At 54.0% G+C, this 19,241-nt stretch carries 15 protein-coding genes; 13 read left to right on the top strand and 2 right to left on the bottom strand.

Annotated features, from left to right (window positions below):
• The 13 genes from KJS42_RS06110 (at window position 1) to KJS42_RS06050 (ending at window position 17,017) form a co-directional block, all read left to right on the top strand.
• Complete coding sequence (locus KJS42_RS06110; protein WP_155604812.1) at window positions 1-954, top strand: ring-cleaving dioxygenase; 954 nt, start codon at window positions 1-3, stop codon at window positions 952-954.
• Window positions 951-1,574, top strand: a complete 624-nt coding sequence (locus KJS42_RS06105) for an alpha/beta hydrolase (RefSeq protein WP_155604813.1) — start codon at window positions 951-953, stop codon at window positions 1,572-1,574. Before KJS42_RS06110 ends, KJS42_RS06105 begins: the two co-directional genes overlap by 4 nt.
• 22 nt (window positions 1,575-1,596) lie before the next feature.
• Window positions 1,597-2,208 (top strand): flavin reductase family protein, encoded by a 612-nt coding sequence (locus tag KJS42_RS06100; RefSeq protein ID WP_213622310.1) that lies wholly within the window; start codon window positions 1,597-1,599, stop codon window positions 2,206-2,208.
• 232 nt (window positions 2,209-2,440) lie between these two features.
• Window positions 2,441-4,015 (top strand): response regulator transcription factor, encoded by a 1,575-nt coding sequence (locus tag KJS42_RS06095; RefSeq protein WP_213622309.1) that lies wholly within the window; start codon window positions 2,441-2,443, stop codon window positions 4,013-4,015.
• A gap of 18 nt (window positions 4,016-4,033) precedes the next feature.
• On the top strand, window positions 4,034-5,851 hold the full coding sequence (locus KJS42_RS06090) for a sensor histidine kinase (protein ID WP_213622308.1): 1,818 nt from the start codon (window positions 4,034-4,036) through the stop codon (window positions 5,849-5,851).
• Window positions 5,848-7,377, top strand: a complete 1,530-nt coding sequence (locus KJS42_RS06085; RefSeq protein ID WP_213622307.1) for a response regulator — start codon at window positions 5,848-5,850, stop codon at window positions 7,375-7,377. Before KJS42_RS06090 ends, KJS42_RS06085 begins: the two co-directional genes overlap by 4 nt.
• A 128-nt stretch (window positions 7,378-7,505) precedes the next feature.
• The gene (locus KJS42_RS06080; RefSeq protein ID WP_213622525.1) at window positions 7,506-9,212 is read left to right on the top strand and encodes a type 2 periplasmic-binding domain-containing protein; all 1,707 of its coding nucleotides are present in this window, start codon (window positions 7,506-7,508) and stop codon (window positions 9,210-9,212) included.
• A gap of 81 nt (window positions 9,213-9,293) precedes the next feature.
• Entirely contained in the window at window positions 9,294-10,259 is a 966-nt protein-coding gene (locus KJS42_RS06075; RefSeq protein WP_213622306.1) for an ABC transporter permease, read from the top strand.
• A gap of 2 nt (window positions 10,260-10,261) precedes the next feature.
• Window positions 10,262-11,221, top strand: coding sequence for a carbohydrate ABC transporter permease (locus KJS42_RS06070; protein WP_155604820.1), 960 nt, complete (start codon window positions 10,262-10,264; stop codon window positions 11,219-11,221).
• A complete protein-coding gene (locus KJS42_RS06065) occupies window positions 11,221-12,765 on the top strand; it encodes a glycoside hydrolase family 43 protein (RefSeq protein WP_213622305.1) in 1,545 nt (514 codons plus the stop codon). Before KJS42_RS06070 ends, KJS42_RS06065 begins: the two co-directional genes overlap by 1 nt.
• A 29-nt stretch (window positions 12,766-12,794) precedes the next feature.
• Window positions 12,795-13,817: an endo-1,4-beta-xylanase gene (locus tag KJS42_RS06060; protein WP_244868394.1), complete on the top strand. Its 1,023-nt coding sequence runs from the start codon at window positions 12,795-12,797 to the stop codon at window positions 13,815-13,817.
• Complete coding sequence (locus KJS42_RS06055; RefSeq protein WP_213622303.1) at window positions 13,814-15,886, top strand: alpha-glucuronidase family glycosyl hydrolase; 2,073 nt, start codon at window positions 13,814-13,816, stop codon at window positions 15,884-15,886. Before KJS42_RS06060 ends, KJS42_RS06055 begins: the two co-directional genes overlap by 4 nt.
• A gap of 147 nt (window positions 15,887-16,033) precedes the next feature.
• Entirely contained in the window at window positions 16,034-17,017 is a 984-nt protein-coding gene (locus KJS42_RS06050) for an aldo/keto reductase (protein ID WP_213622302.1), read from the top strand.
• Window positions 17,018-17,314: 297 nt separating this feature from the next.
• Here KJS42_RS06050 and KJS42_RS06045 read toward each other — a convergent pair whose 3' ends face one another.
• Both KJS42_RS06045 and KJS42_RS06040 read right to left on the bottom strand, forming a co-directional pair.
• Entirely contained in the window at window positions 17,315-18,394 is a 1,080-nt protein-coding gene (locus tag KJS42_RS06045; RefSeq protein WP_213622301.1) for an anthranilate phosphoribosyltransferase, read from the bottom strand.
• 62 nt (window positions 18,395-18,456) lie between these two features.
• The gene (locus KJS42_RS06040) at window positions 18,457-19,062 is read right to left on the bottom strand and encodes an ANTAR domain-containing response regulator (RefSeq protein WP_213622300.1); all 606 of its coding nucleotides are present in this window, start codon (window positions 19,060-19,062) and stop codon (window positions 18,457-18,459) included.
• Window positions 19,063-19,241 lie beyond the last annotated feature (179 nt).

Genomic DNA, 19,241 nt, shown 5'->3' with positions numbered 1-19,241 from the left:
ATGGTACATCCAACTTCAGGAATTCATCATATTACTGCATTTGCTACTGATCCGCAAGCTAACGTTGACTTTTACGCAGGGGTGCTTGGACTCCGACTGGTTAAAAAAACCATCAACTTCGATGCGCCAGAAGTGTATCATCTCTACTTCGGTGACGAGGACGGGAATCCGGGTACCATCATGACCTTCTTCCCAACACCTGGAGCCCGTCGCGGCCGGGTCGGAGCCGGTCAGGTAGGGATTACCACCTTCGCTATTCCGGTTGGTGCCTTGGCTTTCTGGCAGGAACGGCTGCATCAATTCGGCATCTCCACCACTGTGGCAAACCGTTTCGGCGAAACGTATCTCCATTTCCGCGACAAGGACGGATTGCAGCTGGAATTGGTGGAGCGTACGGCCGGCCCGCAAAGCACATGGTCGTTTGGCGGCGTCCCAGCTGACAAGGCGATCAAAGGGTTTGGCGGTGCGGTGCTCTACAGTGTCGCCCCGGAGAAAACCGCTACGTTGCTCGAAACCGTCATGGGTTTGAAGAAGCTCGGTGAGGACGGCGACTACGCCCGCTTTAAAGCGGAAGGCGACCTCGGAGACGTGATTGACGTAAACGTGAAACCGATGGAATACGGGGCGGGCGGCGCCGGGACGGTGCATCATATCGCCTGGAGAGCCCGGGATTTCGCGGAACACGAGGAATGGAGAACATGGGTTGCTGAACACGGCTACCATCCGACGCAAATCGTCGACCGGCAGTATTTCCATGCGGTCTATTTCCGGGAAGAAGGCGGCATTTTGTTCGAAATAGCTACCAACCCGCCGGGATTCGCCAATGACGAAACGTCGGAGCATTTGGGCGAAAAGCTGATGCTGCCAGCCTGGTATGAACCGCACCGTGAAGCGATCGAACAAAATTTGACCCCGTTTGAGGTCCGGGTGCTGAAGGAGGATCAGCAGGGATGAAGCATATCTTCAAGCCGGGTTCGGCAAGCGGAGAAGCGGCGGCTCCAACGCTGCTTCTCCTTCACGGGACAGGCGGCACGGAGCAGGACCTGCTTCCGTTGGCCGAGAGGATCTCTCCGACGTCGGCGGTGCTAAGCGTCCGCGGCAACGTGCTGGAGAATGGGATGCCGCGCTTCTTTCGGCGGCTGGCGATGGGCGTGTTCGATGAGGAGGACCTGGTACTGCGCACGAAGGAGCTCCATGACTTCCTGGACGAAGCGTCCGAGCAATACGGCTTCGATCGGGGCCGCGTCGTCGCGGTGGGCTATTCCAACGGAGCAAACATTGCAGCAAGCCTGCTGTTCCATCATGCGGGTGCGCTGAGCGGGGCGATATTGCATCACCCGATGGTGCCGCGGCGGGGCGTTTCATTGCCGGTGATGGCGGGGCTGCCCGTCTTCATCGGGGCGGGGCGGAATGACGCCATGTGCCGGCCGGAGGAAACCGAGGAGTTGAAAGGGCTGCTTAGCGGGGCCGGAGCCCAGGTGCATGTGCATTGGGAGCCATATGGCCATCAATTGACCGAAACCGAAGTTCAAGCTGCGGCGGAATGGTATCGAAATCATCTGTTGAACACTTAATAGATTCAAGGAGGTGCCGTCAATGATATCCATTAACCCGGAGCAGCAAACGGAGAGGGACAATTACAAGCTGCTGATCGGCAGCGTCATCCCGCGGCCAGTTGCGCTGGTGACGACGATGTCGTCTGAGGGTGTGCTCAATGCAGCCCCATTCAGTTATTTTAACATCGTGACGGCCGATCCGCCGATGGTGTCGTTGGCGGTACAGCGGAAAAACGGCGCGTCAAAGGATACGGCCCGGAATGCCGCGGCGACGGGGACCTTTGTCGTGCATATCGCGGATGAAGCGTACATTCGCGAGTTGAACCACACTGCGGCGCCGCTCCCTCCGGAGAAGAGCGAGGTGGAGGCGGCAGGACTCACGCCCATCGCCAGCGAAGCGATCGCGGTCCCGGGGGTTGCCGAAGCCAAGATCCGTATGGAGTGTGTGTTGGAACGATCTATCCCCTTAGGCGGTAAAGAGCAGGGCCCTTCGGTCGATTTGCTGATCGGCCGGGTGGTTCGATTTCACATCGAAGAGGAGCTGTACGAGTCTGGACGAATCGACCCCCATGGATTGCAGCCGATCAGTCGATTGGCGGGGAACAGCTACGCCCGGCTGGGAGACATTTTTGAATTGGAACGGCCAAGGTAAGTTCTGGGGAAAGTTATTCCCTCCGCGGCAACAGAGGTAAGGAAGTCCGTGATATATCGGGTTCAGGAAAGGCAGTTCGGAGCAGACCGCTCTAGGCTGCCTTTGTTTGTTGGATAAATTAAGTTTCCACGAGAGGAGAAATTGTGCTAGCATAAAAATGAGTACGCTTACATGCTAAGTTTAAGCATTGATATAAATAGGGGAAATCGCGTGAGGGGGAGGGATCGCGGCCATGCGGCAAGTGCTTCTGGTGGATGACGAGCCTTGGGTGCTCGAAGGGCTTCGGACTATGGTGAACTGGGAAAAGCACGGCTTTCAAGTATGCGGCGAAGCGCTGGATGGTCCCGAGGCGCTGGCCAAAATGCAGGAGCTTCGGCCGGATCTAGTCGTCACCGATATTCATATGCCGGTGATCAGCGGCTTGGAGCTTATTGAACGGAGCAGACGGTTGTTGCCGAAGCCGCCCAAATTCGTCATCTTGAGCGGGTACGATGATTTCAATTATGCGCTAACGGCCATGCGGCAGCGGGTTGCGGAGTATTTGCTGAAGCCGATCGATGAAGATGAGTTCGAGACGATTCTGGCTCGTCTGGGTCAGTCCATCGCGGAGGAGATGGAAATGGAGCAGGCCTCGTCGCGCAAGCAGTTGCTGTTTAAGAATAACATCTTGAACCGCTTGATTCAGGGGGAGGAAGGAGACCGGTTGGAGCAAGAAGCAGCCGTCGCTCTGCAATTGGGAGGAGAACCGGAGCTGCTGTGCATGTTGATCGACGCCGGCGCCGGCGGTTATCCATCGGATTTAAAGCTGAGGGTGTCGACGTACTTCTCCAAGAATACCGATCGATTGTTCCTTGACGCCCTAGGCCGGGTCGGGGTGATCGTCCGTACGGACGAATTGCCGCCGCCGCGGCTGGAGGAGATTGGGCTGGCGATCAGCGGCGAACTATCCGATCTGGATCGGCCGGTGGTTATTGCCGTCAGTGAGGTCGGGAAGGGCATCCGCTCGATTCGAGAGTTATACCTGCAAACGCTGGAGACCGTCAAAGTGAAGCGTGAACGGGGGAAGACCGGCTTCTTTCTACCTTGTCCTCACCCGCAGCCCTCAAATACGGAGGACGCGTTCAGGGGGAAATTTGACCTCCTGCTTGAAGCCGTGTTAGAAGGTGACCCCGTGGCAGCTGGGGCGGCGGTGGAGGAAGCTTTTAGTTCTCTCGCCTGCAGCCAGATGAGCGTAGATTCCATCCGGGTATTTGCAGGCAACATGGAACTGACGTTATGCCGCAAGATCAAGAGAGCGGGTGGCGACGCCGACGCCTTTATGGTTCACATGCAGGAGGATGCAGGAACTCCAGACGGCATGAGTGATTACCCGGCATTGAAGGGTTATTTGCACAAGCTGTGCCGGGAGGCTTCGTTGCTGCTCGCCGGGTTGCGGCGGAAGAACGAGAATAATACGATGTTCCAGGTCATTCAGTACGTGGACGAGGAATATCGCAGTAAATTGAAGCTGCAAACCCTCGCCAAGAAGTTCCACATGAACCCGACTTATTTGGGACAGGTGTTCAAGAAAGAAACGGGAAAACCCTTCAACGAATATCTGAACGAGAAGCGAATCGAGGAGGCCAAACGCCTGTTAAAACGTACTCCGATGAAAATTTCCGATATCGCGCTTCAGGTCGGTTATCCGAATACGGACTATTTTATTAGCAAATTCAAACAGGCGACGGGGATGTTGCCTTCTGTTTACAAATCTGAGTTTCTCAATGACGGTTCCAAGAACGAGGCAGGGACAAAGCCGGCCGAATAAGCCCGAGGTGGTGCAAGCATGAGAAGATGGAGATTCCGGAGGACGGTTAACGATATTCCGCTAAACACAAAATTTTTGCTGATCTACCTCATTGGCGTCCTATTGCCGATTTTGGTCATTAACTTGCTGCTTATGGGACGGATGACGGACTTCATCAAAGAGCGCGAGGAGCAGAACCTGGACATTTCCATGGAGCGTGCCCGAAAGGATATTCTTGATTTTATCGATGGCGGAGTAGCCGTCAGCCATGCCCTGAATACGGATAAAACGCTGTACGAGAAGATGGAAAAGACGTACGCCGATCCGCTCGATTTCTATGAGACGTTTGACGAGCAGCTGCGCAATCGGGTCACCAGCTACATTCCGGTCAACAACCAGATATTGCGGATCGGCATTTACACGAGCAATCCCACGGTTGTTCCTGGCGGTAATTACCACATGATCGATGATGAGGTGAGGGGCAGTGAGTGGTACCGGATTTGGCAAAGCTCGACGGATCCGGTGGTCATCGCGGCCTACCGGGCTTCGCAGGTCAATAACCTAGCTAATATCGAATCGTATTTCAGCGTGATCGAGCAGATGGATTACTATGATTCGTATAACATGTTCGAAAAAGTGTTGCGGATCGACATTGACCTCAGCAAGATTTACGACGTCATCATGCGGGAGCGGGACTATCTGGATTTGTATTTGGTCAACGGAAACGACGAGATCATCGTGTCGGCCAACAGCGGATACCGGCAAGGGCAGAACGACGGCTATCCCCGATTCGAACTGACCGCGGCGAATGAGGAAAAGGGCGTGGAAAGCGTAGCGATCGGCAACGCGAGGTACGTCAAAGGTTGGCGTCTCATCGGCATCCCGCAAGGGACGCGGGTTTCGAAGGCGATGTTCGAGATGAGGCTATTCGTGGGGATGCTGGCGGCCGCGATCACCTTTTTCACGTCGATCTTTATTTACGTGATGCTCCGTTCATACCATTACCGGGTGAAACGCTTATCCCGCCATATGCAGAAGGTAACCAACGAGAAGTTTGATCTGATCAACATCGACGAAGGCCGTGACGAAATCGGCGGCTTGATCCGTAATTTTAACATGATGACCGCCCGGATCAATGCGTTGATCAACAACGTCTATAAGCTGGAAATCCAGCAGAAGAGCCTGGAAGCCGAGCGGGTACGGGCGGAACTGAACTTTTTGCAGAGCCAGATGAACCCGCATTTCCTGTTCAATACCCTGAACGCGATTTTGGTCGTCTGCACGAAAAACAATTATTCCGACGTGACGGACATCATCAAGAACCTGTCCAGACTGCTGCGCCGGCTGCTGCGCTGGAAGGAGGATCTGGTTACTTTGGGGGAAGAGATCATGTTCATCGACATGTATTTGAAAATCGAAAAGTTCCGTTTCCGGGATAAGTTCGAATATAAATTCGATATCGAACCGGAGGCGTTGCACTATAAAATTCCGAAGATGAGCATCCAGCCGCTGGTGGAGAATGCCTGCAAGCACGGGATCCAGGCGGTTCAGGGGACAGGTCTCGTCACTGTCAAAGCAAACGTGGCGGACGGTTGGCTGCGCATCGTCATCTCGGATAACGGTAAAGGCATCGAACCCGAGCAGCTGAGGGAAATATTGCTCTCCGTACGCAGCGAAAACACCTCAGGAAACAGCATCGGCATCCGCAACGTTTATCGCCGATTCGAGCTCTACTACAACGACCAGGTTCGATTTAATATCAGTAGCAATTCGGGACAAGGGACGGTGGTGTCTGTCGAGATCCCGATCCGGCTGCTTGAACACCAGAAAGAGATGGACAGGGAGGGGCAAACATGAGATTCAAGGTGTTACTGGTGGATGATGAGCCGGCAGCGTTGGAAGGCATGCAGCTGTGGATCAACTGGCCGGAGCTCGGCTTCGATATTTGTGGTATCAGCAGCAACGGCGCGGAGGCGCTGGAGCAGATCGAGAAACTGCAGCCGGATCTGGTCGTGACGGATGTGCGGATGCCGGTGATGGACGGTTTGGAAATGATCGAGACCTGGCAGAAGCGAAATATCCGTCCGGTCAGCTTTGCCATCGTCAGCGGGTACAGTGAATTTCAATACGCCCAAAGGGCTCTGCGCTTCGGTATTACCCGGTATCTGCTGAAGCCGATTGATGAGGAGATGGCTGCCGAGGAACTGGGGGCGATATATAAAGAGCTGGTGGAGGAACGAGGGCGTCAGCGCATCAACCGCATCGCTTCTTACGAGGAGACGGTTAACTTGCTTAAGGTGTTGTTGAATCAACCGACGAGCCTCCCCGGGGATACCCCGCGGATCGATGTGCTTTCAAGTCTTCGAAAGGCATGGAATGTCTGTCTCATCCAACCCAGAAGCAGCAGTTCGGCGGAGACACGAGAGGGGGTCTCGACTTTTGCCGAGGAGCGGGAAGCGATGTACTTGATCGACTTGGAATCCGGCAGCTTTGCCTTGGTATACGGGTTCGATCCTGACACTGACGGCAAGGATGGCCTTGCTCGAATGAGGGATTTGGAGAACTGGTGCCGAACTCTAGGAGCTTTTGCAACCGTGGGAGCAGGTGCGGAAGGTCTGCTGGAGATTTCAGAAACGTACCGTCAGGCCCAGACGGCATTGATCCACCGCTTTTATACGGATGACTTTGCCGGGATTACGGTTTACCGTGATGTAGCCGGGTTCACATTCCGCAGCCAGTACGATCAAACGGAGCTCGTGGATCGGATCATGGGAGCGCTGCAGTTGTTGGACAAATCCGGCTTGGAGGAAGGTTTGTCCCAAGCGGAAGACCGTTTCCGGGAGAATTCACTTGCACCAGACATCGTGCGTAAATTCGTGATTCACTTGTTCTACCTGATGCTGGAGCACTTGGACGAACTCCCGGACAAGGCGTCGGAGCTGCAGAGTCGATACGATATCCCCGGAAAGGCATCCGCCGTTTATACCATGCGGGAGTTGGTGGACCTTATTCATTCCGTGGGTAAGGAGATCATCGATCTGCTCCTTGAAGTTAAGTCTCGGCGTTCCCAAGGGGTCGTCCAGAACATCAACGTCTATATTCAGGAGCATTTCCGTGAGCCGCTAACGATTAAGAAATTGGCGGAGGTCTTTTACCTGCATCCGGTCTATTTGGGCCAGCTGCTGCAGAAGAGAAACGGCGTTCATTTTAACGAGATGATCCATAATTTGCGGATTGAAGAAGCCGTAAAGTTGCTCCGGGACGGAACCCTGAACAATGGCGAGGTTGCCGAACGGGTCGGTTACGCTAACTACGGTCAATTCCTCAAGCAATTTGAGAGAAGATTACAAATGTCGCCTAATGAATACAGAAACAGGAACTGAGATTTTGAAGGTTAAAACTTTAATTGTGAACTAGTTACGGTTTGGTAGCGCTTTTACAATAAAGATAAGTTGGTGAAAGGGCTTACAAAATGCCTGAACATCAACAAATCATGACGGAGGTGCTTTACATGGGGGGCAAGACAAAATCAATGCTCCGGCTCAGCGTGATTCTGTTGTTATCACTCAGCGTCATCCTTGCGGGATGCGGTGGGGGCAATAACAACGCTACCAAAGCCGACAACAACACCGGCAATCAGGCAGCAACAACCGGAAACAACGCCGGGGATAAGGTTGAACCGTTTGAAATTACCGCATTCATCGGGGAAGCCGGTCAGCAGCCGACGGCCGACAACAAGGTCTACAAGAAGATCAAAGATGAGCTTGGCGCAACGTTCAAATTCGAATTCCTCGCCGGGGACATCAACCAAAAGCTCGGCGTTATGATCGCAGGCTCCGATTACCCAGATATCATGACGGGCAATACGAAATTGACGGCGGCGGGCGCTTATATCCCACTGGAAGACCTCATCGAAGAACACGCTCCAAATTTGAAGAAGCACTATGAAAAATACTGGAACATGATGAAGGACCCGAACGACGGCCATATCTACATTCTTCCGAACTACGGGGCTTATAACGGGGAAGTCAGCACGACCTGGTATTCGGGACCGGCTTTCTGGATTCAAAAGGCCGTTCTGGCAGATGCCGGTTACCCGCAAGTGAAAACGCTTGACGAATATTTTGACCTGATCGCGAAGTACAAGGAAAAGAATCCGACCATCAACGGCAGTCCGACGATCGGTTTCGAAATTTTGAACTACGACTGGAGAAACTGGGGCTTGTTCAATGCTCCTCAGCATCTGGTCGGCCATCCGAATGACGGCGGCGTTATCGTTAAAGACGGGAAAGCCGAAATCTTTGCGGACAAAGATATCGCGAAGCAATATTATCAAAAGCTGAACGAAATGAACGCACAAGGTTTGATCGACAAAGAAACGTTTACTCAAAACTACGACCAATATATGGCTAAACTTTCCAGCGGCACCGTACTCGGGATGTTTGACCAGCACTGGAACTTCCAAGACGCCGAGAACGTGTTGATTACCGCGAAAAATCACGAGAGAACCTATGTTGGCTTACCGCTGGTCTATGATACAAGCATCACGGACCACTATTTGGACCGCCCGGCGCTGAATCTGAACAACGGCTTCGGTATCAGCGTCAATGCCGGCGAAGAGAAAGCAATCAAAATTCTCAAGATGTGGGACCGCCTGATTCAGGAAGACTGGCAAAAAATTATGTCTTGGGGCATTGAAGGCGAAGACTACATTGTTAACGAAGAAGGCCGCTTCATGAAAACGCAGGAGCAACGCGATACGTTTACAGATGCGACATGGAAACTGGCTAACAAAGCCGATGCACTGCACAAGTTCAGTCCGAAAATGGAAGGTTATTTCAGCGACGGCAATGCCACCGATGCGGCTGCCCAACCTGAAGAGTATCAAGCAGGTTTGGAAGAGTACGATAAGAACTTCCTGAAACAATACGGCTTCAACAGCTACGTAGATTTCTTCACCCCTGCTCCGGAAAACGAGGTCTCTTATCCGGCATGGTCCGTTGACCTGGTGGAAGGCTCCGATGCCAAGATCGTCAACACCAAACAAAACGATTTGTCTACGAAATATCTGCCTAAAGCTATTTTGGCCAATCCGGCCGACTTCGACAAGGTTTGGTCTGAGTATACCGGGGAAATCGGTAAACTCAATATCAAAGCTTACGAAGACCGCATCAATGAAGTGCTGAAATGGAGAATTGACAACTGGACAGTGAAATAAGGTATTTATTAAATCGGAAAATGGAAGGCGTTGAGCCTTCCATTTTCCAAAAAAAAAATAGGCTTTGTGGGGAGAGCAATTATGGATGAGACCTTAACGAAAGAAAGCATCGTCCCGAAAGCAAAAAAAAGAAAAAAACAGCAAATAACCTGGTCCCTTGTCAAGAGTCAGCGGCAGTTGATCTTTATGTCGGTACCGTTATTGGCTTATATCATATTATTTGCTTATTACCCGGTATGGGGCTGGACGATGGCATTCCAAAATTACAAACCAGCAAGGAGCTTTGCTCAGCAGGAATGGATCGGCTTCAAACAGTTCAAATTTCTGTTTACGGATGACAGCTTCCTCCGGGTGCTGCGCAATACAGTGGCAATGGGGTTCATCAACCTGGTGCTAGGTTTTGTAACTGCGATTATACTAGCTTTGCTGCTGAATGAAATCAAAAAAATCTTTTGGAAAAGAACCGTTCAAACGATTTCTTATCTTCCGCACTTTTTGTCCTGGATCATCGTTACCGGGATCGTCGCGACGTCCCTTGCTTCGGACGGGATTGTCAACGATCTCCTGATGAAGCTGCATTTGATTAAGGAACCCATTTTATGGTTAAGCGAAGGCAAATATTTCTGGGGTGTCGTTGGCGCTTCCCACGTCTGGAAAGAGGTTGGCTGGAATACAATCATTTATTTGGCCGCCATGGCCGCGATCGACCCAGCCCTTTATGAAGCCGCGGATATTGACGGAGCGAGCCGTTACCGGAAAATGTTCCATGTCACGCTTCCCGGCATTAAACCAACGATCGTCATTCTGTTGATCATGTCCATCGGTCATATTCTGGAAGCCGGCTTCGAAGTTCAGTACCTGCTTGGTAACGGTCTGGTCGTCGACTGGGCGGAAACGATCGATATCTTCGTTCTGAAATACGGGATTGCTCAAGGCAACTACTCACTGGCAACCGCCGGCGGTATATTCAAAACGGTCGTTAGCATAACCATGCTGCTCCTCGCGAACTGGATTGCGAAGCGACTAGGGGAAGAGAGGTTGTTATAGAGATGGCGAACCAATCGATCAGCCCAGAGCGAGTATCTGCTGCTGCATTCAATCGAAGAGTAGGAAGAAGCCGGATAGAGCCGATTCTTTTTAATACAATTAATACGATTTTCATGATTTTCCTGGTCATTGTCACCCTATATCCTTTCTTGAACACGATTGTCGTATCCTTGAATGCTGGCAACGACACGATCCGCGGCGGGATCTACCTGTGGCCGAGAGAGTTTACGCTGCAGAACTACAAAGCGGTTTTCGTATCCGGCACCATCTATGATGCATTCCTAATCTCGGTAGCGAGAACGGTATTGTCGACGATCTTGAATATCTTTCTGACGACGATGCTGGCTTACACGTTAAGCCGGCGGGAATACGTATTCCGCAAACCGATTACGACGATCTTTGTCTTGACGATGTATTTTAACGCCGGTTTGATTCCGGGGTACTTCCTGATGAAGGACCTACATTTGCTCAATAACTTCCTGGTTTACGTTCTGCCTTCTATGATCAGTGCATTTAACTTAATTGTCATCCGAACTTACATCGGGACGATTCCTGAAAGTTTGGTGGAGTCGGCAAGAATTGACGGCGCAGGCGATTTCAAAATCTTCTGGACCATTATTTTCCCGCTTTGTAAGCCGGTATTGGCTACAATCGCTTTGTTCGTTGCCGTTGGAGCCTGGAATTCCTGGTTTGATGCTTTTATCTACACCTCTTCGAAACAGGAGCTCAGCACCTTGCAATACGAACTCATGAAGTTGTTGTCTTCCAGTATGAACGCGAACAGTAACCCGGCCGTTGCGGCAGGGGTGGGTATGACCCAAGATACGGCCGCGGCGAGGGTAACTCCGTTATCCATTCGAGCAGCGGTCACCGTCGTCGCTTCCGTTCCGATCCTGTTGGTGTATCCGTTCATGCAAAAATATTTCGTTGTAGGACTTAACGTAGGGAGTGTCAAAGAATAATGGTGAAATCCCCAATCTCTTACACGAATCCGATTTTACCCGGATTTTACCCCGACCCGAGCATCACTCGGGCCGGGGATGATTTTTATTTGGTGAATAGTTCGTTTGAATACTTCCCCGGCGTACCGATCTTTCACAGTCGGGATTTAATCCATTGGGAACAGATCGGCCATGTGCTGGATCGGCCAAGCCAATTGGATCTTCGAGATCGGTTAAGCTCGGACGGGATTTATGCGCCGACGATCCGGCATCATGACGGCGTGTTCTACATGATCACGACCGATGTGCGGGGGATCGGTAATTTTTACGTCACGGCCACCGATCCCGCAGGCCCATGGTCCGATCCGATCCGCATCCCGTATGGCGGGATCGATCCGTCGCTGTTCTTCGATGAGGACGGGAAGGTTTACGTGACGGCGCAGCAAGGCGCAGATTACGATTCCCACGCCATCCAATACGAAATCGATATTGCGACCGGGGAAGCGTTAAGTGAGCCGGTAGTCATCTGGCACGGCGACGGCGGGCCTTGGACGGAGGGGCCGCATTTGTACAAGATTCGCGGCATGTATTACATCATGACCGCCTCGGGTGGTACGGCCAAGGACCACCGGGAAATCATCGGCCGCGGCACCAGTCCATATGGACCGTTTGAGCAGTACCCGGAGCCGATATTAACTCACCGCAGCATCGAGCATCCGATTCAATATCTCGGTCATGCAGATTTGATCGAAGACCCGAACGGCGATTGGTGGGCCGTCTTTCTGGGGGTCCGGTTAGTTGGTTCAGGCTATAGTGTGCTGGGGCGGGAAACGTTCCTTGCGCCGGTTACCTGGAGCGAGGATGGCTGGCCGATGATCGACAACAATGAAGGTTTGGTTCAGCTCCAAATGAGCGTGCCACGGGTGCCGGGGAGAGGGTTGGAGAACGCCGTGGATTCCGCCTTGGCAGAGAAAGACGATTTCGATGGAGATACGTTGTCCCCGGCCTGGACGTTCCTTCGTAACCCGGCGGATGAGAGCTGGTCGCTGAACGAACGACCGGGCTGGCTGACTTTACGTGGGCAGGCCGCGGGGTTGAACGACGTGGCCCCGGTCGCTTTCGTCGGCAGAAGGCAGCAGCGAGTCCAAGCGGAATGGAGCACGTTGTTGCAATTCAAAGGGATCCAGAATGGCGAAGAAGCCGGTTTATGTGCCCGCCGGGATGAGGCTGCTCATTACGAGGTGTTTCTAACTAGGGACGACGGTCAGAATAAGGTTGTTGCCCGGGTAACCGTCCGCGGGGAGACACGAATTGCGGTCATCGTGCCGGTATATACGGACGCGATTCATTTGAAGATCCTCTCGGACGAGAGCAAGTACACGCTTTGTTATTCCTTGGACGGTCGGCAGTGGACCGAATTGGCTTCGGAAACTGCGTTAGCTTTGTCCCCCGAGGATTATGTCCGGAAGATGTGCTTTACCGGCGTTATCATCGGTCTGTATGCCTCGGGCAACGGTGCGGCATGCGCGGCCCCGGCTTGCTTCGATTGGTTTGACATCCGGTAATGACACAGGTTGCAGGGAGGTTGCGAGATATGAATCAAAGGTTCAGTGACGAACCGGCATTAAAACAAGGGTTCGTAAACGATTTCAAAATCGGTGCAGCGGTCAATCCGTTGACGATCCGGACCCAGGAGTCCCTGCTGGCTTATCATTTTAACAGCATGACTGCGGAGAACGAGATGAAATTCGTCAGCTTGCATCCCGAGGAGCAGACCTATACGTTCGAAGCTGCGGATCGGCTCGTCGAATTCGCCCGAACGCACGGCATGGCCATGCGCGGACATACGTTGGTATGGCACAACCAGACGTCAGATTGGCTGTTTCGAGATGGCCAAGGTGGGACGGTTAGCAAGGATGTGCTGCTGGAGCGGGTCCGGGAGCATATTCATACCGTGGTGGGCCGGTACAAGAACGACATCTACGCCTGGGATGTCGTTAACGAGGCGATTGCGGATGAGGGGGAGGCGCTGCTGCGCACCTCGAAGTGGACGGAGATTGCGGGCCCCGATTTTATCGCCAAAGCGTTTGAATATGCGCATGAGGCTGATCCGCAGGCCTTGTTGTTTTATAACGATTACAACGAATCCAACCCCCAGAAGCGCGATAAGATCTATGCACTCGTCCAATCGTTGCTGGAGCAAGGGGTGCCGATTCATGGCATCGGCTTGCAGGCCCACTGGAACTTGTACGACCCGTCGCTGGATGAGATTCGGGCAGCGATCGAGAAGTATGCCTCCCTTGGGCTTCAATTGCAATTAACCGAACTGGATGTCTCGATGTTCCGTTTCGAGGATCGGCGAACCGACTTGACCTCTCCTGATCCGGCCATGCTGGAGCTTCAAGCCGAACGTTATGAGGCGGTGTTCCGGCTGCTGATGGAGTATCGTCAGATCATCAGCGGGGTAACCTTCTGGGGGGCAGCGGACGATTACACATGGCTGGATGATTTTCCGGTCCGTGGACGGAAGAACTGGCCGTTTCTATTCGATGCGGCGCATCAGCCGAAGCCTGCGTTTGAACGCGTCGCGGCTCTTGTTAAGGAGAAGCGATCATGAACGACAGCACGCTATATAAAGCATGGCTGCAGTATGAAGGGAAGCCGGAAGGCGAACCCTTCGACCAGTATCGTCGACTGCTGGGGCGTATTGTCGTCAAAGGGGAGCAGCACGGCAGGGTGTTCAACACGGCGGTCGCTGAGTTGATAGATGGTGTGCAGGCGATGCTGGGAACGAGACCGGAGGTGCTGCACGAAGTTCCGCTTGCCGATTCCTGCCTTGTGTTGCGTGCAGCGGCGGAGCCTGCGTCTGGGCTTGCTCCTGAGGCGCCGAGCTGGGATAATGGGCGGGATGCTTTCGCGTTGAGGTGGGTTTCGGTGGACGGGATAGAACGGCTGGAGCTGGACGGCGGCTCCGCGAGCGGCGTGTTGTATGGCGTATTCCGGTTGCTGTTCGGTATCGCGCAGGGCTGGGAGCCGGCTCGTCTGGCCACCGAGGAACAACCGGCAAACCAACTGCGGATGATCAACCAATGGGATAACGCCGACGGTTCGATCGAGCGTGGATATGCGGGGGCATCGATATTTTATCGAGATGGCGAGATCGTCCGGGATTTACAGCGGGTTCGTGATTATGCACGTTTGCTTGCTTCAGTAGGGATCAATGCGATCTCGATCAATAACGTGAATGTGCATGAACGGGAGACGCGGTGGATCACCGAGGAATCATTGCCGGAGGTAGCCCGCGTGGCTGAAGTATTTCGCGACTATGGGATCGCGCTGTTCCTAAGCATCAATTTTGCGGCGCCGCTATCCCTGGGTGATTTGGACACGGCCGATCCGTTAGATGAGGGAGTTCGTCAGTGGTGGGCGGAAGCCGCGATGCGGATCTACCGGCATATCCCGGATTTCGGCGGATTTGTGGTGAAGGCGGATTCCGAGCATCGTCCGGGTCCGTTCGCTTACGGACGGGATCATGCCGACGGCGCGAACATGCTGGCGGAAGCCCTAGCTCCATTTGGCGGACTGGTGATTTGGCGCTGCTTCGTCTACAACTGCATGCAGGATTGGCGAGACCGTTCGACAGATCGGGCCCGCGCTGCGTATGACCATTTCAAGCCGCTGGACGGGAGATTCCACGTCAACGTGCTGTTGCAGATCAAGAATGGCCCGATGGACTTTCAGGTGCGGGAGCCGGTATCGCCATTGTTTGGCGCGATGCAGCACACGAACCAAATGATCGAGTTCCAAATCACGCAGGAATACACGGGTCAGCAGCGTCATCTGTGTTATCTGGTCCCGCAGTGGAAGCAGGTGCTGGATTTCAATACGCATGCGGCGAACGCGGGGGCAGAGGTGAAGCGTGTCGTGGATGGATCGTTGTTCGGCATGAAATACAGCGGCGTGGCAGCGGTGTCCAATATCGGCGATGACGAAAATTGGACTGGACATCCGTTGGCACAGGCTAACCTGTACGGTTACGGCCGGCTGACCTGGGATCCGGAGCTCTCCGCGGAGCGGATTGCCGAGGAATGGGCCGACCTGACCTTTGGCAGGGACCCGGAGGTAACCGGTCCGATCCGCGAGATGCTGATGGCCTCCTGGCCGATTTATGAGAGTTACACGGCACCGCTAGGCGTGGGCTGGATGGTTGTGCCGCACATCCATTACGGGCCGGATGTCGATGGGTATGAGTATTCGCGTTGGGGAACGTATCATTTTGCCGACCGGGACGGAATTGGGGTCGATCGGACGATGGCCACGGGGACGGGATATACGGCGCAGTATTTTAGCCCAAACAAGGAAATGTACGATTTGCTGGAGAAATGCCCGGATGAGCTGCTGCTGTTCTTCCATCACGTGCCTTACAGCTACCGGCTGCATTCCGGAAAAACGGTGATTCAGCATATCTATGACACTCACTTTGCCGGAGCTGAGGCGGCGGAGGAACTGACGCATGTCTGGGATGCACCGGTGCTTCGGGATCGGGTGGATCCGTTGCGACATGCCGCGGTGGCGAGCCGGCTGGCCGAGCAGGCCGAACACGCCAAGCATTGGCGTGACGTAATCAACACGTATTTTTATCGAAAATCCGGGGTGCCTGACGAACGGGGAAGAACGATTTACTAAGCGGAGAATCGAAAAAAGGGAAACGCTTTATTCTACGGGCGTTTTCGGTGTAATATAGAAAGAGGTCCTTCTGTTGAAGGGCCTCTTTTGAAGCGTGTAGAACCTATTGGAGACTTAGACACCACCAAACCTTAGGAGGGAAGACCGATGAAATATCGGGAGCTCGGAAATACGGGACTGCAAGTCAGCGAAGTCAGCTTTGGCACATGGGCCATCGGCGGGAGCTGGGGGAATACCAATGATGATGAGGCCTTGAAGGGCTTGGATAAAGCGATTGGAGAAGGTGTCAATTTCTTTGATACGGCAGACGTGTACGGCGACGGGCATGCGGAGCAGCTACTCGCCAAAGCGACCAAAGGAAAGGAAGGCGACATTCATGTCGCGACGAAATTTTGCCGCGCCGGCGATATCCATGACCTCGAGACCTATTCGGAAGCGCGGGTGCGGGCTTACTGCGAAGCCAGTCTGAAACGGCTGGAGCGCGAGCGCATCGACCTGTACCAAATCCATTGCCCGCCGTTGTCCGTGCTGAAGGACGGTCGGGTGTTCGAGGTGTTGGACAAGCTGCAGGCCGAGGGTAAAATCCGCCACTATGGCGTCAGTGTAGAGACGGTGGAAGAAGGCTTATTCTGCCTTGGCGTTCCCGGGGTTAAAGCGCTGCAGGTGATCTTGAACCTGTTCCGCCAAAAACCGCTGACGCAGCTGCTGCCAAAGGCACAGGAAGCCGGCGTCGGCATCCTCGTGCGTCTTCCGCTAGCCAGCGGACTGCTGACCGGCAAGTTCAAACCGGACACGACGTTTGCGGCGGATGATCACCGCAGCTTTAACGCCAACGGCGAGCAATTTAACGTCGGCGAGACGTTTGCGGGCTTGCCGTTCACCAAGGGCGTCGAGCTGGCGGCGCAGCTGGACTGGATCGCCGAAGGGCGCGGTGACATGGCCCGCGCGGCGATGCGTTGGATTCTCGATCAGCCGGAAGTGACCTGCGTGATCCCTGGCTTCCGCAACGTGCGTCAAGTCGAGGATAACCTCGGTGCCATCAACGTGCCTTCGTTCAGCGAAGCGGAATTGATGCGGCTGGCGGCTTTTTACCAAAACGAAGTGGCTCAGCATATTCGCGGGGCGTACTGATACGGGGGTGTGCCGGGTGCCTGATGACTGGTGCTGGGTCGCTCGCTGACCGGATGAGCCGCGAAATAAGGCGAAGAATGGGTCTTATTTCGCGCGATTCGCGTCCGGCTGCCCCAATTGAGGTACAAAATCACCTTATTTACCGGTTGTGTTGTGACCGTATTATGGGCACTTCTCCAGGGAATAAGGTGATTTTATGGCGTTATTTTTGGCGATTGGGTCAAATACAACGAAATAAGGTGAAAATTAACGTTATTTCGACCATAGCTATAGAGAAGGCCTCCCATCAGCCTGGAATCAGGCTTGATGGGGGGCTTTTGCGTGTTCTGCGGCGACGGCCTGCTCCAGGCGCAGCGTATCGCGCCAACTGCAGTAAGTCGCCCACGGGCCGCCGTCGTCCAGCAGCGCTTTACAGGTATAGATGCCCTCCTCGACGGAATCGACACGCCCGGCAAGCTCCAGGCGAACCGCCCCGTTCAGCAGCACCTGATTCACGTAAGCCGGATGGGCCTGGCCTTGCAGCACCTGTTCGGTGATCTGGAGCTGCTTAGTCACAGTCCAGGCCGTATCGTCTTCTTCCGGCAGCGGGGTGTCTAAACCGTAGGTCTCCGGGTCGACTAACTGCAACCTAGCCTCTCCGCCTCCCACCACATAGGTACGCGTCGGGCGGTCAATAAATAGATCCTCTGAGCCCTGAGCGCCTTGGACGATCAACGCCCTCCGGTAATCCAACTGCTCGATAAGCTGGGCCATCCGGTCGAACACCGTGTTGTGGTATACGCCGTATACCAAATAAGGCGAATCGCTGAAGTCCAGCAGCTTCTCGATCGTATTCAGAATCGTCCGCAAGCCCAGCTCCTCGCGGATCGGGCGAAGCTTCGCTAGCGGCGGGCACCAGACCTCCGCCGGCACGAAGCGGACCCCGGCAAAATCGGCTGGACGCGCGGCCGGTACCCATTCCATCAACCGGCTGTCGACGCCTAACTCGCCAAGCAGATCGGTTAAGGTCACCCCCCATTTCGGCGGGAGAGACGGGGTGCCGTGCAGGGTGACGGGTAATCCCCCCGCTGCAAGCAGGAAGGAGGTGGCGAACGTCGCCATAAAGGAGGTGGTTCGACCGTCATAAGGTCCGGCGCAGTCCAATCCTTGCGGAATCGGCGAGCGATGGGCATGCTTACGGAAGGCGGTCACAAACGCCTTCAGCTCCTCAACACTCTCCAGCTTGATCCGTTGCGCCATGAAGAAGGCGCCGATTTGCGCCGCTGTCGCTTGGCCTCCGATCATCAGCTCGGCTGCCGCACTGGCCTCCTCGTAAGTCAAATCACGGGCGCCTCTCTTCCCTCGGCCTACTTCCTTCAGGATTTCTGTCATCGTCATCGGGACCCCTCCTTTATTTGTAAGCAAATTAATAGTTCAAGTGTTTCGCACCGAGAATCCACTCAAAACTTTAGCTGCTGGTGGGCTTTGACGACCGAAGTCGCCACATCCACCATCCGTTTGCGTTCGTTCATCGCCCGCTTGCGCAGCAGATCATAAGCTTCGGCTTCGGACACTTTGTTGACGTCGCACAAGATGCTCTTGGCCATGTCGATCCACTTCCGCTCCTCCAACCGAGAAACAAGTTGGGCCCGTTCATCCTGCCATGTCCGGCGTTCGAAGAAATGCTTGGCGCTGAAGTGAAGCGCCCAATGCAGCTCCGACGCGGTCATGGACGGGGATAGCAGGCCGTCGACGGGGACCTCGGTTTCGCAGGCCTCCAGCGAGGAACTCGCCGTTTCGGGGCTGCACCACCATAAGAGCGGGAGCGGCCTCCACCTAAGCAGCAACGTGCCCCAGCGTTGCATGCCCTCGATCGGCATATCCAGCACCGCGGCGTCAAATTCGTTGATCCGCTTGCGGATTAACGGTTCCTGACAGGAGGCAAACACCTGATACCCGCTGGTTTTGAGGAGGGTTTCGGGTTCAGCCAAGGGCAAAGACTTCGAGGAATCTGTCGGAGTAGTCCCGGGTAATACAGCTTCGCGAATGACCAATAAGAAGCGCATCGAGAGGTGATCCCTCCTATCCATAACGGTGTGTTTCCAGATCTAAGCGGGTGCTTAGCTTTAAAGCGGTAAAGAAAAGGGCGTCGCTGTCTGGTTGCAGGGAAAGAAAACCTAACATTGAATTTTAAATTTAAAGGGATAAGTGTATTTTCGCGCCTTTTTTCTGAAAAATCAATACA

The organism is Paenibacillus sp. J53TS2 (assembly GCF_018403305.1).
GTDB classification, from domain to species: domain Bacteria; phylum Bacillota; class Bacilli; order Paenibacillales; family Paenibacillaceae; genus Fontibacillus; species Fontibacillus rhizolycopersici.
This window is presented reverse-complemented; position numbering and strand designations above follow the sequence as displayed.

What these genes read in the sequence shown, in the direction of transcription:
- KJS42_RS06110 (WP_155604812.1), top strand. Translation starts at nt 1, where the DNA reads ATGGTACATCCAACTTCAGGAATTCATCATATTACTGCATTTGCTACT.
- KJS42_RS06105 (WP_155604813.1), top strand. Translation starts at nt 951, where the DNA reads ATGAAGCATATCTTCAAGCCGGGTTCGGCAAGCGGAGAAGCGGCGGCT.
- KJS42_RS06100 (WP_213622310.1), top strand. Translation starts at nt 1,597, where the DNA reads ATGATATCCATTAACCCGGAGCAGCAAACGGAGAGGGACAATTACAAG.
- KJS42_RS06095 (WP_213622309.1), top strand. Translation starts at nt 2,441, where the DNA reads ATGCGGCAAGTGCTTCTGGTGGATGACGAGCCTTGGGTGCTCGAAGGG.
- KJS42_RS06090 (WP_213622308.1), top strand. Translation starts at nt 4,034, where the DNA reads ATGAGAAGATGGAGATTCCGGAGGACGGTTAACGATATTCCGCTAAAC.
- KJS42_RS06085 (WP_213622307.1), top strand. Translation starts at nt 5,848, where the DNA reads ATGAGATTCAAGGTGTTACTGGTGGATGATGAGCCGGCAGCGTTGGAA.
- KJS42_RS06080 (WP_213622525.1), top strand. Translation starts at nt 7,506, where the DNA reads ATGGGGGGCAAGACAAAATCAATGCTCCGGCTCAGCGTGATTCTGTTG.
- KJS42_RS06075 (WP_213622306.1), top strand. Translation starts at nt 9,294, where the DNA reads ATGGATGAGACCTTAACGAAAGAAAGCATCGTCCCGAAAGCAAAAAAA.
- KJS42_RS06070 (WP_155604820.1), top strand. Translation starts at nt 10,262, where the DNA reads ATGGCGAACCAATCGATCAGCCCAGAGCGAGTATCTGCTGCTGCATTC.
- KJS42_RS06065 (WP_213622305.1), top strand. Translation starts at nt 11,221, where the DNA reads ATGGTGAAATCCCCAATCTCTTACACGAATCCGATTTTACCCGGATTT.
- KJS42_RS06060 (WP_244868394.1), top strand. Translation starts at nt 12,795, where the DNA reads ATGAATCAAAGGTTCAGTGACGAACCGGCATTAAAACAAGGGTTCGTA.
- KJS42_RS06055 (WP_213622303.1), top strand. Translation starts at nt 13,814, where the DNA reads ATGAACGACAGCACGCTATATAAAGCATGGCTGCAGTATGAAGGGAAG.
- KJS42_RS06050 (WP_213622302.1), top strand. Translation starts at nt 16,034, where the DNA reads ATGAAATATCGGGAGCTCGGAAATACGGGACTGCAAGTCAGCGAAGTC.
- KJS42_RS06045 (WP_213622301.1), bottom strand. Translation starts at nt 18,394, where the DNA reads ATGACGATGACAGAAATCCTGAAGGAAGTAGGCCGAGGGAAGAGAGGC.
- KJS42_RS06040 (WP_213622300.1), bottom strand. Translation starts at nt 19,062, where the DNA reads ATGCGCTTCTTATTGGTCATTCGCGAAGCTGTATTACCCGGGACTACT.